Annotated in this window: 12 protein-coding genes; 9 read left to right on the top strand and 3 right to left on the bottom strand. The window is 56.2% G+C overall.

What is annotated here, in order from left to right; all coding sequences use genetic code 11:
• Positions 1-27 precede the first annotated feature (27 nt).
• Positions 28-2,577 carry a peptidoglycan glycosyltransferase/peptidoglycan DD-transpeptidase MrcA gene (gene mrcA / locus ACO6VX_RS17150; RefSeq protein WP_022624040.1) on the top strand — a complete coding sequence of 850 codons (2,550 nt, stop codon included), beginning with the start codon at positions 28-30 and terminating at the stop codon, positions 2,575-2,577.
• A gap of 72 nt (positions 2,578-2,649) precedes the next feature.
• Here mrcA and nudE read toward each other — a convergent pair whose 3' ends face one another.
• The gene (nudE, locus tag ACO6VX_RS17145) at positions 2,650-3,213 is read right to left on the bottom strand and encodes an ADP compounds hydrolase NudE (RefSeq protein ID WP_010253151.1); all 564 of its coding nucleotides are present in this window, start codon (positions 3,211-3,213) and stop codon (positions 2,650-2,652) included.
• A 391-nt stretch (positions 3,214-3,604) separates the two neighbouring features.
• Here nudE and ACO6VX_RS17140 point away from each other — a divergent pair, with 391 nt between their 5' ends.
• The 5 genes from ACO6VX_RS17140 (at position 3,605) to pckA (ending at position 9,767) form a co-directional block, all read left to right on the top strand.
• Positions 3,605-5,740 (top strand): intracellular growth attenuator family protein, encoded by a 2,136-nt coding sequence (locus ACO6VX_RS17140; RefSeq protein ID WP_010253154.1) that lies wholly within the window; start codon positions 3,605-3,607, stop codon positions 5,738-5,740.
• Between the two features lie 57 nt (positions 5,741-5,797).
• Positions 5,798-6,445, top strand: a complete 648-nt coding sequence (yrfG, locus tag ACO6VX_RS17135; protein WP_422458236.1) for a GMP/IMP nucleotidase — start codon at positions 5,798-5,800, stop codon at positions 6,443-6,445.
• 13 nt (positions 6,446-6,458) lie between these two features.
• A complete protein-coding gene (hslR, locus tag ACO6VX_RS17130) occupies positions 6,459-6,863 on the top strand; it encodes a ribosome-associated heat shock protein Hsp15 (RefSeq protein ID WP_010253159.1) in 405 nt (134 codons plus the stop codon).
• A 49-nt stretch (positions 6,864-6,912) separates the two neighbouring features.
• Positions 6,913-7,779, top strand: coding sequence for an Hsp33 family molecular chaperone HslO (gene hslO / locus ACO6VX_RS17125; RefSeq protein WP_010671560.1), 867 nt, complete (start codon positions 6,913-6,915; stop codon positions 7,777-7,779).
• 368 nt (positions 7,780-8,147) lie between these two features.
• The gene (gene pckA, locus ACO6VX_RS17120) at positions 8,148-9,767 is read left to right on the top strand and encodes a phosphoenolpyruvate carboxykinase (ATP) (RefSeq protein ID WP_010253165.1); all 1,620 of its coding nucleotides are present in this window, start codon (positions 8,148-8,150) and stop codon (positions 9,765-9,767) included.
• A 39-nt stretch (positions 9,768-9,806) separates the two neighbouring features.
• On the opposite strand, the gene envZ is transcribed toward pckA, so the two are convergent.
• Positions 9,807-11,174 (bottom strand): two-component system sensor histidine kinase EnvZ, encoded by a 1,368-nt coding sequence (gene envZ / locus ACO6VX_RS17115; protein ID WP_010253168.1) that lies wholly within the window; start codon positions 11,172-11,174, stop codon positions 9,807-9,809.
• Positions 11,171-11,890: a two-component system response regulator OmpR gene (gene ompR / locus ACO6VX_RS17110; RefSeq protein ID WP_003853014.1), complete on the bottom strand. Its 720-nt coding sequence runs from the start codon at positions 11,888-11,890 to the stop codon at positions 11,171-11,173. Before ompR ends, envZ begins: the two co-directional genes overlap by 4 nt.
• A gap of 537 nt (positions 11,891-12,427) precedes the next feature.
• Here ompR and yjbE point away from each other — a divergent pair.
• The 3 genes from yjbE (at position 12,428) to ACO6VX_RS17095 (ending at position 15,763) form a co-directional block, all read left to right on the top strand.
• Complete coding sequence (yjbE, locus tag ACO6VX_RS17105) at positions 12,428-12,676, top strand: exopolysaccharide production protein YjbE (RefSeq protein ID WP_010253177.1); 249 nt, start codon at positions 12,428-12,430, stop codon at positions 12,674-12,676.
• A 182-nt stretch (positions 12,677-12,858) separates the two neighbouring features.
• Positions 12,859-13,332, top strand: coding sequence for a transcription elongation factor GreB (greB, locus tag ACO6VX_RS17100; protein ID WP_010253180.1), 474 nt, complete (start codon positions 12,859-12,861; stop codon positions 13,330-13,332).
• A gap of 103 nt (positions 13,333-13,435) precedes the next feature.
• Complete coding sequence (locus ACO6VX_RS17095; RefSeq protein ID WP_033759014.1) at positions 13,436-15,763, top strand: Tex family protein; 2,328 nt, start codon at positions 13,436-13,438, stop codon at positions 15,761-15,763.
• Positions 15,764-15,849 lie beyond the last annotated feature (86 nt).

The following is a 15,849-nucleotide window of genomic DNA, read 5'->3' as shown; positions in this document are numbered from 1 at the left end:
CAAACGACAACAGATGGGAAATTCCAGGTGAAGTTCGTAAAGTATTTATTGATCCTTGCAGTGTGTTGCATCCTGTTGGGAGCTGGCTCGATTTATGGTTTATACAAATACATAGAGCCACAGCTGCCCGACGTAAACACGCTGAAAGATGTGCGTCTGCAAACCCCTATGCAGGTTTACAGCGCCGATGGCGATCTGATCGCCCAGTATGGCGAAATGCGCCGTATTCCTTTGACTCTGCAGCAAGTGCCACCTGTGATGGTGAAAGCGTTTATTGCGACCGAAGATAGCCGTTTTTATGAGCACCATGGTGTTGATCCGGTGGGTATTTTCCGTGCGGCCAGCGTTGCGCTGGTCTCCGGTCATGCCTCGCAGGGTGCCAGTACTATCACTCAGCAGCTGGCCCGTAACTTCTTCCTGAGCCCGGAACGCACCCTGATGCGTAAAATAAAGGAAGCGTTCCTGGCGATACGCATTGAGCAGTTGCTGAACAAAGATGAAATCCTTGAGCTCTACCTGAATAAGATCTACCTCGGCTACCGTGCTTATGGCGTTGGCGCAGCCTCACAGGTCTATTTTGGTAAGCCGGTTGACCAGCTGTCGCTGAGTGAGATGGCGATGATTGCCGGTCTGCCGAAAGCCCCTTCCACCTTTAACCCGCTTTACTCGCCGAGTCGTGCCCTGTCGCGCCGCAACGTGGTGCTGGCGCGTATGCTGGATCAGCATTACATCACGCAGCAGCAGTATGATGAGGCGCGTAATACGCCGCTGGTCGCGAAGTATCACGGCCCGGAAATCGCTTTCTCTGCCCCCTATCTCAGCGAGATGGTGCGTCAGGAGATGGTGAAACGCTACGGCGAGAATGCCTACACCGACGGTTACAAGGTCTACACCACCGTGACCCGTCGCCTGCAGGAAGCCGCGCAGACCTCCGTTCGCAATAACGTCATGGCCTACGATATGCGTCATGGCTATCGCGGCCCGACCAGCGTGCTGTGGAAAGTGGGTGAACCGGCCTGGGATCAGACGAAGATTGAGAAAGCGCTGAAGACGCTGCCGGTCTATGGTCCGCTCAATCCGGCAGTCGTAACGGAAGCGCGCAGCGATGAAGCGACGGTGATGCTGAAAGATGGCAGCAATGTGTCGCTGGCATTAGCCGGTGTGCGCTGGGCGCGTCCTTATAAGTCTGACACCGTGCAGGGCCCGACGCCGAAAAGCGTGACGCAGGTATTGCAGGCAGGCCAGCAGATCTGGGTGCGCAAAGTGGGTGATGAGTGGTGGCTGGGCCAGGTGCCGGATGTGAACTCGGCGCTGGTCTCGCTGGATCCGAATGATGGTGCGGTGCGCGCGCTGGTAGGCGGCTTTGCCTTTAACCAGAGCATGTTTAACCGTGCGACCCAGGCGCTGCGTCAGGTCGGCTCTAACATCAAGCCTTTCCTCTATACCGCCGCAATGGATCGCGGGCTGACGCTCGCCTCAATCCTTAACGATGTGCCGATTTCACGCTGGGATGCGGGTGCGGGTGCTGACTGGCGTCCCAAGAACTCACCGCCAACTTACGATGGTCCGATTCGTCTGCGTCAGGGTTTAGGCCAGTCGAAAAACGTGGTGATGGTGCGTGCGATGCGTGCGATGGGCGTGGATTACGCTGCTGAGTATCTGCAGCGCTTTGGTTTCCCGGCTCAGAACATTGTTCACACCGAATCGCTGGCATTAGGTGCGGCCTCGTTTACCCCGTTACAGGTGGTGCGCGGCTACTCCGTGATGGCGAATGGCGGCTTCCTGGTCGATCCTTACTTCATCACCCGGATTGAGAACGAACAGGGCGGCCTCGTATTTGAAGAGAAACCGAAGATCGCCTGCCCGCAGTGCAATCTGCCGGTGATCTACGGCGAGACCAAAAAAGCGCTGGCCCTGAATGAAGAGAGCGTCGAGAACGTTGCTGCCTCAAATAACAACCAGAATCAGGCCGTTCCTCAGCCTGAACTGGAGCAGGTTCCCGCTCAGGCACAACAGGGTGAGCAGCAATATGCACCCCACGTGATCAACACCCCGCTCACCTTCCTGATCAAGAGCGCGCTGAACAGTAACATCTTTGGCGAACCGGGCTGGATGGGAACAGGCTGGCGTGCCGGGCGTGACCTTAAGCGTAATGATATCGGCGGTAAAACCGGTACCACTAACAGCTCGAAAGATGCCTGGTTCTCGGGTTACGGCCCTGGCGTGGTCACCTCAGTCTGGATCGGCTTTGATGATGCGCGCCGCAATCTGGGCCGCAGCACGCTCTCCGGCGCCATTCCCGATCAGATTTCGGGCTATGAAGGCGGTGCTAAGAGCGCACAACCGGCATGGGATGAGTACATGAAGAGTGCGCTGGATGGTGTACCGGTGCAGCCGTTAACGCCGCCGGATGGTGTGGTCACCGTCACTATTGATCGCAGTACCGGCAAGCTGGCAAATGGGGGGGGTAACACCCGTCAGGAGTACTTCATCAATGGCACCCAGCCAACCGAATATTCGGTCCATGATGTGGGTACCACCATTATGGATAACGGTGAGAGTCACGAGCTGTTCTGATGCGACCCACGAAACCGCACTGTAAAAAAGGCCGACGTCAGTCGGCCTTTTTTATTCAGTCACAGATGATATTCAGTAACTCAGCCGCCCCTGCTTCACCAGCCATTCGCGCGCCATAAACAGCGCACTGACATTACGTGCCTCGCGGAAATCGGGCTCATCCAGCAGCGACATCATATCGCTCAGCGGCCAGCGGTGGACAATCAGCGGCTCCGGCTCATCGCCTTCCAGCTTTTCAGCGTAGAGACCTTCCGCCACCACAATGTTCATTTTGCTGGAAAAGTAGGAGGGCGCCATGGTGAGTTTGCCCAGCGTTGTCAGTTGGTCAGCACCAAAACCGACCTCTTCTTTCAGTTCGCGAACTGCCGCTTCATTCACGGTTTCACCTGAATCGATCAGCCCCTTGGGGAAACCAAGCTCATAGGTTTCCAGTCCGACGGCATACTCCTGAATCAGGATCAGATGGTCATCAATAATCGGCACAATCATCACCGCTTCACGCTCTGAGGGCTTCATCCGCTCATAAACGCGATGCGCACCATTGCTGAAAGTCAGATCGACCGATTCAATGGTGAATAACCGTGAACGTGCCACGGCGGTGATATTGAGGATGTCAGGTTTTTTTGGAATTTTCATATCAGCCTCAAATTATTTTGCGCCGGCTATCTGGAGCGAATTAGCATACCTAACCACAGGCAATTGTGCGACAGTCAGACAATCACGTTATCGTTACACAGATTACATCGATTGAATAACAGCCTTTGGTTATCAGTTAAGACTAAATTTGCATTAGTCAATATGCTGCGATAAGTTTCAGATAATACCGATATTTAATCCAGTCTGAGCCGGTTACCATTCGGACAAGGCAGGGTTTAACAAATGCTAATCAGATATACGCTGGCACTATTTCATCGGGTGTCTGACTCCTCAGGGTTATATAATCTTCCGGAATGCCTCTTTTATAGTGAGCATAACCGAAAGCGAAAGTTTAAAGTGAAGGCAGCATTTTGGCTGAATTGAGCAGAGCATGAGCACAATCTTGATGATCCTGGCCATAGTGCTGACCTGTTCAATCCTGGCAGGCATTGGGTTCTGGTACGCTATGCGGCATCGTCCGCCGTTGGCGAAACCTCTGCCATTTATCAGTCCGCCCTGCCGTAAACTCTCTGCTCAGGAGCGTGAGGCGGTTGATAAGTATGTCGCCGCGCTGGAAAAGCAGCCCCGTACTACGGTGACGACCGATAAGCGCAGCGCGTCCGAACGACTGACGCTGACGGCACAAAGCAACAATGTCTACCCCGTTACCCGTGCGATTACCCGCTACGGACTCTCCACGGACGATCCCCATAAATGGCGCTACTACCTTGATGAAGTTGAAGTTCATCTGCCGCCGCTGTGGGAGCAGTACATCGCCGACGAAAACTACGTTGAGTTAATCCGCACCCAATCTATTCCGCTGGTGATCTCGCTGAACGGCCACTCGCTGGTGGATTACGCCGTGGATCAACAATCGCTGCCGACGCTGATGCGTCCGGTGTCGACCAACGCCTCTATCCGCAAAGCGGAAACGGAAAACGTCGAACTGCTGCAGGTGCGCAAAGAGACGCCGGAAGAGTATCGTCTGTCGCGACCAGATGGCACGCGTGAAGCGGTGCTCATCTCTCTTGCCTTCTTACTCTTCTTCTTCAGCCTGTTAGTCCCCGCAACGCTGATGATCTGGCTGGTGCTGACGGGTGCAGTCATGATTGCCGCCAGCCTGTGGCTGCTCTACCGCATTCCGGGTGAGCGCGGCCTGCGTGACATACACTGCCTGCGCGGCGCGCCAAAGCGCTGGGGCCTGTTCAGCGAATCGAACCAGGAGCAGAGCAATATCACGCTGGGGATTATTGACCTCGCCTATCCACCACACTGGCAGCCTTATGTCGCGCACGATCTCGGACAGGTGACGGATGTGGAGATCTACCTTAACCGTCAGGTGGTGCGTCAGGGTCGCTTCCTGTCGCTGCAGGATGAAGTCAAAAACTTCCCTATTCAGCGCTGGCGGAAAAACGTGGTGCTGGCCTGTGGTTCACTGATGGTGCTGACCATGCTGGTCACCTGGATCCCGCTCGGCATGCCGATCAAACTCAGTCTGGCCTGGGCCAGGGGCACCGACAGCCTGGAGGTCAGCAGCGTCGATAAACTCAGCAGCGTGCCCCTGAATATTGGCGACAACCTCAAAGTGAGCGGTACCGGCATGTGTTCGGTGCCGGACAACTATCAGAGCAACCGAAGTTACGCCTTCATGCCGTTCGACTGCTCGGCGGTCTACTGGAATAACGCCACGCCGTTGCCGCAGCCACAATCGGACATTATTGATAAAGCCGCTGCTCTGCTGGAGACCACCACAAAGCAGCTGCATCCGGAAACCAATACCGATCCTAAACTGAATCCGCAGCTGGCCTCCGCGATTCAGAAGTCCGGCATGATCCTGCTGGATGACTTCTCCGATCTGGTGATGAAAACGCAGGATCTCTGTAATCAGCCACAGGATTGTATGCGCCTGAAAAATGCGCTGGTGAACCTGGGCAATGCCAAAGACTGGGAAGCGCTGATGCGTCGCGCAGATTCCGGCCAGCTAAACGGCATGAATGTGCTGCTGCGGCCGGTCAGTGCCGAAGCCCTGGAAAACCTGGTCAATACCGCCACCTCGACCTTCTTTTTCCGCGAAACCCGTCGTGCGGCAGAAAATCTTAACAGCCCGCCGCCAGGGGGGTTCCTGATCGTCAGCGACGAGGGTCGCCAGCTGGTGAATCAGCCTCAGCCAACCGTGTCGCTGTTTGACCTCGATCCGCCCTCTCAGTGGCGCGAACTGCAACGTATCTCCGCCATGCTGCTGCATACGCCTTTCAGCGCCAGCGGCATCATCACCAGCATTTCAACGGATGCCAACGGCACGCGTCACATCGTGCTGCACAATGAACCGGATGCCATGGCGCAATGGCGCTATCTCGGCACCGTATTGCTGCTGCTGGTGCTGTTAACCTGCGGTGTGATCAATGGGTTACTGGCGCTGCGCCGTATGCACCTTAATCGCCAGCGCATGATCGATATCCAGCACTATTACGACAAGTGCTTCAATCATAACCTCGGCACTTTGCAGAGCGTGCGCCCGATATTCTGAGCCCTGCCCTTCTGTGCTACCCTGTCGCCCGGTTTTTTTACAGGGTGAAACATCCGCATGCTCAACTGGTCTGAGATTGATACCGTGCTGCTCGACATGGATGGCACACTGCTGGATTTGGCGTTTGATCGTCACTTCTGGCTGGAGCATGTGCCTGAACAACTCAGTCAGCAACGCGGCATCACCCGGGCGGAAGCCGAAGCAATCATCGCAGAAAAGTATCAGGCCGTTGCCCATACGCTAAACTGGTATTGTCTGGATTACTGGGCAGAAGCGCTGGCGCTGGACATCCGTGCCATGACCTGGGCGATGCGCAGCCGCATTGCGCTGCGTGACGATACGCTGCCTTTTTTGCAGGCTCTGCGCCGCGCGGGCAAGTCCACTATCCTGCTGTCCAACGCGCATCCTTACAATCTGGACGTCAAACTGGCGCAGACAGGTTTAGCGCCGCACCTTGATTTATTACTTTCCACCCATACCTTTGGGTATCCGAAAGAAGACCAACGTTTATGGCAGGCGGTACAACAGCACACCGGCTTTTCTGCGCCGCGCACGCTGTTTATCGATGATAGCGAAGTGATTCTGGATGCTGCGGCGTCATGGGGCATCGGCGAGTGCTTAGGCGTAAAGAACCCCGATTCGGGTCGTCCTGAGCAAATCTTTCAGCGTCATCGCGCCACCGGCGATTACCGGACGCTGATCTGAGTCAGGAGCAGCAATGAAGAAAGAGAAAAGCAGCGAAGAGGTACGCCTCGACAAGTGGCTGTGGGCCGCGCGCTTTTACAAAACCCGGGCGATTGCGCGGGAGATGATTGAAGGCGGCAAAGTGCATTACAACGGCCAGCGCAGCAAACCCGGCAAGGTGGTAGAGCTGAATGCGGAACTGACACTGCGTCAGGGCAACGATGAACGCACCGTAGTGGTGGCGGACATCAGCGCTCAGCGCCGTCCCGCCAGCGAGGCCCAGCAGCTCTATCGCGAAACCGATGCCAGCATTGAAAAACGCGAAAAAATGGCGCAGGCGCGCAAAATGAATGCGCTGACTATGCCCCATCCCGATCGGCGACCTGACAAAAAAGAGCGTCGCGATTTGATGAAGTTTAAATTATCGGGCGATGAATAACGTCGTCTTAGCTGACGCGCCATCGCCCCGCACCAGTGAGAGAAAAAATATGTCAGCCCAGGATCAACTGCACCGTTATCTGTTTGAAAATGCCGCCGTGCGCGGCGAGCTGGTGAACGTCTCTGACACCTGGCGTGAAACCGTAAAGAACCATGACTATCCGGCACCGGTTAAAACGCTGCTGGGTGAGATGCTGGTCGCCACCAGCCTGCTGACTGCCACGCTGAAGTTTGATGGCGAAATCACCGTGCAATTGCAGGGTGACGGTCCGCTGTCGCTGGCGGTGATCAACGGTAACAACAACCAGGAACTGCGCGGCGTAGCGCGTATCAAAGGCGACATCCCGGACGACAGTACCCTGAAAAGCATGGTGGGCAATGGCTATCTGGTGATCACCATTTCCCCTGAAAAGGGCGAACGTTATCAGGGAGTGGTGGGACTGGAAGGTGAAACTCTGGCGGAGTGCCTGGAAGATTACTTCATGCGCTCAGAGCAGTTGCCAACGCGGCTGTTTATCCGCACCAGCGACAAAGGCGCCGCGGGTATTCTGCTGCAGGTGATGCCTGCGCAGGATACGGAGAAAGAGGTTTTCGACCATCTGGCAACGCTGACCGAAACCATTAAAACGGAAGAGCTGATCGATCTGCCTGCGAATGAAGCGCTGTGGCGTCTCTACCATCAGGAAGAGGTCACCCTCTACGATCCGCAGCCGGTGATCTACAAATGCACCTGCTCGCGTGAGCGCTGTGGCGAAGTACTGACCACGCTGCCGCAGGAAGAGGTAGATGAGATCATCGCGGAAGATGGCAAAATCGACATGCACTGCGACTATTGCGGCTCAAACTACGTGTTTGACGCCGTCGATATCGCCGGTATTCGCAGCCACTCCCTTGAGAATAATAACCAGCTTCACTGATTTATCGGGCGGCTTCTGCCGCCCCTTCCCCGCCGCCCATGCCTATCCCCATAATTTTTCAGACAAATTATCTTTTTTTACTTTCATAACATCTTTTAAACGTTCGAAACATAGCCTTAACGCGCCCTGAGTCGCATTTTTAGATCACTGCCCTTTTTCCCTTAACGCAGAAGAGTAAACTGCGCGCGATCGTGCAAACGCCCGGAAGTCAGAGGCAGATGCCCTGAATTGCCCGGTGATCTTTGCAGGCTGTCGTGACGAAGCGCAGTCGACTGTCAGTGATTTGCCGCACCCGATACAACAGCCGGTGGCACGATCCCAACCTATCTCTGCTTTGCAGAACAGACACCGATTTAAGGAGCAGTAAAATGCGCGTTAACGGCCTGACCTCGCAAGACCTTGCCGCTTTGGGCATCGTGGATACCACGGAAGTGGTTTACAACCCTGATTACGACACGCTTTTTCAGGAAGAGACGCGCCCGGACCTCGAAGGTTTTGCTCGTGGCACCCTGACGCAGAGCGGCGCGATTGCAGTAGACACCGGGATTTTCACCGGGCGATCGCCAAAGGATAAGTACATTGTGCGTGACGACACCACGCGCGATACCCTGTGGTGGAACGACCAGGGCACCGGCAAAAACGACAATCAGCCCCTGTCGCAGGAGACCTGGAACGCGCTGAAAAGCTGCGTCACCCGCCAGCTTTCCGGCAAGCGCCTGTTTGTGGTGGATGCGTTCTGTGGTGCCAATGCCGATTCCCGTCTGAGCGTACGTTTTGTCACCGAAGTGGCCTGGCAGGCACACTTCGTGAAAAACATGTTCATCCAGCCTGACGACGCTGAACTGGCCGAATTCACTCCCGACTTTGTGGTGATGAACGGCGCCAAATGCACCAATCCAGACTGGCAGGCGCAGGGTCTTCACTCTGAAAACTTTGTCGCCTTCAATCTGACTGAACGCATGCAGCTGATTGGCGGAACCTGGTACGGCGGCGAGATGAAGAAAGGTCTGTTCGCCATCATGAACTACCTGCTGCCGCTGAAAGGCATCGCCTCAATGCACTGCTCAGCAAACGTGGGTAAAGCGGGCGATGTGGCGGTCTTCTTTGGCCTCTCGGGCACCGGTAAAACCACACTTTCTACCGATCCTGACCGCCAGCTGATCGGTGACGATGAGCACGGCTGGGACGATGATGGCGTGTTTAACTTCGAGGGCGGTTGTTACGCCAAAACCATCAACCTCTCTGAGCAGGCTGAGCCGGAGATCTACCGCGCCATTCGCCGCAATGCGCTGCTGGAAAATGTGGTGGTCCGCGAAGATGGCAGCGTCGATTACGACGACGGCAGCAAAACCGAAAACACCCGCGTCTCCTATCCGATCAATCACATCGACAATATCGTGCAGCCGGTCTCAAAAGCGGGCCACGCGAAGAAAGTGATTTTCCTGACCGCCGATGCGTTTGGCGTGCTGCCGCCGGTTTCACGTCTGACGCCGGAGCAGACGCAGTATCATTTCCTGTCAGGTTTCACCGCCAAGCTGGCGGGGACCGAGCGTGGCGTCACTGAGCCGACCCCCACCTTCTCCGCCTGTTTCGGCGCGGCGTTCCTGATGCTGCATCCGACGCAGTATGCGGAAGTGCTGGTGAAACGGATGGAGGCGTCCGGTGCGCAGGCTTATCTGGTCAATACCGGCTGGAACGGCAGCGGCAAACGCATCTCACTGAAGAATACCCGCGCCATTATCAATGCCATTCTGGCGGGTGAGCTGGATGATGCGCCGATGGAAACGCTGCCGATCTTTAATCTGCAGATGCCGGTTACGCTGGGCGAACTGGATAGTGATACGCTCGATCCGCGTCGTAGCTGGGAGAGTGAGGAGAAGTGGACCGCCGCCGCCGAAGGTCTGGCGCAGCGCTTTATTGATAACTTCGACAAGTACACGGATAACGCTGCAGGTGCTGCGCTGGTGAAAGCTGGCCCGCAACGCTAAAAGAAGCGGCGCGGCAATGAAACTGCCGCGCCGTTTTTATCATCCCGACACGCTGTTGCTGCCGTTGTTGTGGCTCAGCGCCATGCTTTCCACTAACGGCAACCAGGCACGAATGCGTAAACCGCCGCGTTCGCTCTCGCCAATCTCCAGCGAGCCCTGATGAGCATCAATAATACGCTGCACGATCGCCAGGCCCAGACCGGTACCGCTGGTGCTGCGGGCGCTGTCGCCGCGCACAAAGGGCTGGAACAGATGCGCCAGCTGATCCGGCTTAATGCCAGGTCCATCATCTTCCACCTGGAACCAGGCACGATGCAGTTCCCGTCCGCTGCTGACCCTGATCCAGCCATTACCGTATCGCGCGGCGTTGACCACCAGGTTAGCCAGTGCCCGTTTAATCGACAGCGGGTTGATATCCAGCATTAACTCTTCCGGCATCACCGCATTTTCGATCTCACGTTCATAGCCGCTTTCAGCGGCCACCACTTCGCCCAGCACACTGTTAAGGTCGGCGCGCTCAGTCTGCATCTCCTGACCGGTGCGCAGGTAGTCGATGAACTGTTCGATAATGGCGTTGCACTCTTCGATATCTTTATTAATCGATTCGGCCAGGTAGCCATCCTGCTCGCTCATCATCTCGGTGGCGAGACGAATACGGGTCAGCGGCGTTCGCAAATCGTGGCTGACGCCCGCCATTAACAGCGTGCGGTCATCCGCCAGCTGCTTCACCCCGGCCGCCATCTGGTTAAAGGCGCGGGTCACCGATCGCACTTCTGACGCGCCATACTCGCGCAGCGGCGGCGGAATAATCCCGCGCCCGACCTGCAGAGCGGCGTGCTCCAGATCCACCAGCGGGCGGTTCTGGATGCGGATAAACAGCCAGGCACCGCCAATCGCCAGCAACATAATCGCCAGGGTGTAGCGGAACAGCGGCGAGAAGTCGCCCTGATGAATCTCAGTCAGCGGCACCCGCACCCAGATATCGGGCGACAGCCAAGTTTTCAGCCAGACGACGGGCGAGTTTTTGTTAACCTCAACCCGCACATCGGTGGGACCGCCAAGCTGCTGGCCCATCTGCTCGCTCAGGAATTCATAGTGCTGCGCCCATCGCAATCCGCTCTCCTCTGCTGCTGCATTGGTGTAGAGCGAGATCCCCAGTTCGCGGTAGATTTCCCGGCGAAACGCCGGTGGCACTTCCAGCTGCGTGCCATCTTCCAGCTGCAACCGGTCGGTCATCAGCATACGAACTTCGTAAGCGAGCACCTTATTGAACTGTTGCAGGCTGGGAAGAATGGCGAAGTTCAGCACCACCAGATAGGTCGTTACCAGGCTGACAAACAGCAGGGTAACGATCAGCAGCAGGGTGCGGGCAAACGAACTGCGAGGCGAGAAGCGCAGTCGCTTCATGCTTTACTGCCGTCCGGCACAAAGACGTAGCCCAGACCCCAGACGGTCTGGATATAACGCGGATGCGCAGGATCCTCTTCCACCATGCGACGCAGGCGGGAGATCTGGACGTCAATCGAACGTTCCATGGCGCTGTATTCACGCCCACGCGCCAGGTTCATCAGCTTATCGCGAGACAGCGGCTCACGTGGATGGCTGACCAGTGCTTTCAGCACCGCAAACTCACCGCTGGTCAGCGGCATCGGCTCATCTTCACGGAACATCTCGCGGGTGCCGAGGTTAAGTTTGAACTTACCAAAGGCGATGATCGCCTCTTCCTGCGAAGGCGCGCCTGGCAGTTCATTAGCCTGACGGCGCAGCACCGCACGGATGCGCGCCAGCAGCTCACGCGGGTTAAAGGGTTTAGGAATATAGTCGTCAGCGCCGATCTCCAGCCCCACGATACGATCCACCTCTTCGCCCTTGGCGGTCACCATAATAATCGGCATCGGGTTGCTCTGACTGCGCAGACGACGGCAGATAGAGAGACCATCCTCGCCCGGCAACATCAGGTCGAGCACCATCAGATGAAAGGATTCACGGGTTAACAGACGATCCATCTGCTCGGCATTAGCGACACTGCGCACCTGAAAGCCCTGCTCGGTGAGATAGCGTTCAAGCAGTGCACGCAGACGCATATCATCATCGACGACCAGAATTTTGTAGTTCTCTTGCATTTTCAACTCCCAAAGGCGCTATTGCCTGAGCCAACATTGTTAAAAAAAGATGCCTTATAGTGACAGTCATTAATGGTTTATATTCTAGCCAAAATTGTTACAAAGCATATTAAACAGGAGCTTATATTTGATTTAAGGCGATTTCGTGTCAGTTTTAACGCGTCTGGCGCTGCCCGGCCCCTGTTACGGCAAATCTGAAAAAACGGCTCTGTTTCTCTGAATCGCTGGCGTCAGAAGCGGGCCAGTTTTTATTCGATGAACGAATTCAGCAGGTTAGCAGACAATTTGACTTAATGATCAGCCATCACTGTGGATAAGCTCCAGATAATCTACCTCAACAGTAGCCAGGCAGCATAATATTCCAGCAAACCTGCGTAACGCCCCACTCTCCTCTCGGATTAGTTTCAGCGGTGCCACCAGCAAGACCAGTTGAAATTAAAGTCCGTTAAATCAATCAGTAAAGCCAACTTTTCGCCTTCTCCGTTTTCAACCAGACTGCTCAGGCAACATTCGATGTCTCAACGGGGATTACACACAATGAAAAAAACAATTTTACTGCTGAGCGCGCTGGCATTAAGCAGCGTCACTCCAGCTTATGCTGCCACAGCCACCGGTGAAGCAGCTGGCGCAGCGGCAACCACCACAGCACAAGGTAACTCTAACGCCATCGGTGTTGGCGCAGTCGCAGCCCTGCTGGGCGTTGCGCTGGCCACCATGGGCGGCGGCGGCGGTGACGGTCACAGCACCGGTACATCGACCACCACGGCGACTCACGCCGGTAAATAAGTATCACGACTTCTTTTACAGCTTCAGATTACTGGCTTCAGATTGTTGTTCAGCACCAACCCTTTCGCCGCCGGGGAAGTCAACGTGGGTTTTTAGCCTTTAAAAACCCTTTCCCCGCCCTTTTTTGCCGCGCCCCCTTTGTCTTACACTGTTCCTCTTTGGATCTCTCTGGCCGGTATAGCATGAAAACCCGACTCATTACCCGCGAAGGCTTCGATAAGCTGAAAGCAGAACTCGACTATCTCTGGCGTGAAGAGCGACCGGAAGTGACAAAAAAAGTCACCTGGGCTGCCAGTCTTGGCGATCGCAGTGAAAATGCCGATTATCAGTACAACAAAAAACGGCTGCGTGAAATCGACCGTCGCGTTCGCTATCTGACCAAAAGTCTTGAACAGCTGCGTATCGTTGACTATTCACCCCAGCAGGATGGCAAAGTCTTCTTTGGCGCCTGGGTGGAAATTGAAAACGATGAGGGCGACCTCAAACGCTTCCGCATTGTGGGCTACGATGAGATTTTTGGCCGCAAAGATTACATCTCCATCGACTCGCCCATGGCGCGGGCGCTGCTGAAAAAAGAGGTCGGCGATGCCGCCACCGTCGAGACGCCAGTGGGGCCGGCACTGTGGTATATCAACGCGATTGACTACCCGCAATAACCCTTCAGATTATCGCTGAAAGCCGCCCGCGTCTCTGGCAATTTTAACCATCAATCCGTATAACTGTCGGCTATTTCTCAACCCGGAAAGCAAGACAATCCTGATGATGAAAGTTCTGAGCCAGATAATTGCCAGTGAGCTCCAGGCGCGTCCAGAGCAAGTTGACGCCGCCGTTCGCCTGCTGGATGAAGGGAATACCGTGCCGTTTATCGCACGCTATCGTAAAGAGGTCACCGGCGGGCTGGATGATACCCAGTTGCGCCAGCTGGAAACCCGCCTCAGCTATCTGCGTGAACTTGAAGAGCGACGCCAGTCGATTCTGAAGTCGATTGACGATCAGGGGAAACTCACTGACGACCTCGCCCGCGCGATCAACACCACCCTCAGCAAAACCGAGCTTGAAGATCTCTACCTGCCCTACAAACAGAAACGCCGGACGCGTGGACAGATCGCTATCGAAGCGGGTCTGGAGCCGCTGGCGGAGACACTGTGGCAGGAGCCGTCTCACATTCCTGAGCAGCTTGCCGAACAGTATGTCGATGCCGACAAAGGCGTCGCCGACGTCCGTGCCGCGCTGGATGGTGCCCGCTACATTCTGATGGAGCGTTTCGCTGAAGATGCCGCGCTGCTGGCGAAGGTGCGTAATTACCTGTGGAAAAATGCCCATCTGGTGTCACGCGTGGTGGAAGGCAAAGAGGAAGCGGGCGCGAAGTTCCGCGACTACTTTGATCACCACGAAGCGCTGAGCGGCGTGCCGTCGCACCGTGCGCTGGCGATGCTGCGTGGCCGCAACGAAGGCGTGCTGCAACTGTCGCTGAATGCCGATCCGCAGTTTGATGAAGCACCGCGTGAGAGCCACGGCGAAACGCTGATTGCTGAGCACCTGAACCTGCGCCTGAATAACGCTCCTGCCGACAGCTGGCGTAAAGCGGTGGTGAGCTGGACGTGGCGCATCAAGGTGATGCTGCATCTGGAAACGGAGCTGATGGGCACGGTGCGCGAACGCGCAGAAGATGAAGCGATTAACGTCTTTGCCCGCAACCTGCACGATCTGCTGATGGCCGCTCCCGCCGGTATGCGCGCCACCATGGGGCTGGACCCAGGCCTGCGCACCGGTGTCAAAGTGGCGGTGGTCGATGCCACCGGCAAGGTCGTCGCGACCGATACCGTCTATCCGCATACCGGCCAGACCGCGAAAGCCGCGGCCGCCGTAGCGGCACTCTGCATTAAGCATCAGGTTGAGCTGGTGGCGATTGGCAACGGCACCGCTTCACGTGAAACTGAGCGCTTCTTCCTGGATCTGCAGCAGCAGTTCCCGCAGGTCACGGCGCAAAAAGTGATTGTCAGTGAAGCTGGCGCATCTGTCTATTCGGCCTCTGAACTGGCGGCGCTGGAGTTCCCGGATCTCGATGTTTCGCTGCGCGGCGCGGTGTCGATTGCCCGACGTTTGCAGGATCCGCTGGCTGAGCTGGTGAAAATCGACCCGAAATCGATCGGTGTGGGTCAGTATCAGCATGACGTCAGTCAGAGCCAGCTGGCGAAGAAACTCGACGCGGTAGTGGAAGATTGCGTGAACGCCGTCGGCGTTGACCTCAACACCGCCTCGGTGCCGCTGCTGACCCGCGTGGCGGGCCTGACGCGCATGATGGCGCAGAATATTGTCGGCTGGCGTGATGAGCATGGCCGCTTCCAGAACCGTCAGCAGTTGCTGAAAGTGAGCCGTCTTGGGCCAAAAGCCTTTGAGCAGTGTGCGGGCTTCCTGCGCATCAACCATGGCGATAACCCGCTGGATGCCTCGACTGTGCATCCGGAAGCCTACCCGGTGGTGGAGCGCATCCTGGCCGCCACCGAGCAGGCACTGAGCGATCTGATGGGCAACGCAGGCAGCCTGCGTAATCTCAGCGCCCGCGATTTCATTGATGAACGTTTTGGTCTGCCGACCGTCACCGACATCATGAAAGAGCTTGAGAAGCCGGGCCGCGATCCGCGTCCTGAGTTTAAAACTGCACAGTTCGCTGAAGGCGTAGAGACGCTGAACGATCTGACGCCGGGCATGATCCTCGAAGGTGCCGTCACTAACGTGACCAACTTCGGTGCATTTGTGGATATCGGCGTGCATCAGGATGGCCTGGTGCATATCTCTTCGCTCTCCGATCGCTTCGTGGAAGATCCGCATCAGGTGGTGAAAGCGGGCGATATCGTCAAAGTGAAAGTGATGGAGGTCGATCTCCAGCGCAAGCGTATTGCCCTGACCATGCGTCTTGATGAGCAGCCAGGCGAAGGCAATGCCCGTGGTGGCGCGAAAAACGCTGCTCCGCGCGAGGAGAAACGTCAGAACACCGCGAAAGGTCGTCCGCGTCCGGTCAGCTCGTCAGCAGGTAACAGTGCGATGGGTGATGCGCTGGCTGCGGCTTTCGGTAAAAAACGCTAAGCTTTTCAGGGGGCCACTGCCTGGCCCCCTCTTCACACCCTTCTCCCCGGTTGAAAATCCCCGCCATCGCGCTACGCTAAAAAGAC

This window comes from Pantoea sp. BJFS-204 (assembly GCF_049310725.1).
In the GTDB taxonomy this organism is placed as follows: Bacteria; Pseudomonadota; Gammaproteobacteria; order Enterobacterales; family Enterobacteriaceae; genus Pantoea; species Pantoea agglomerans.
The sequence above is the reverse complement of the archived record's forward strand: the minus strand, read 5'-3'. Positions and strand labels throughout refer to the sequence as shown.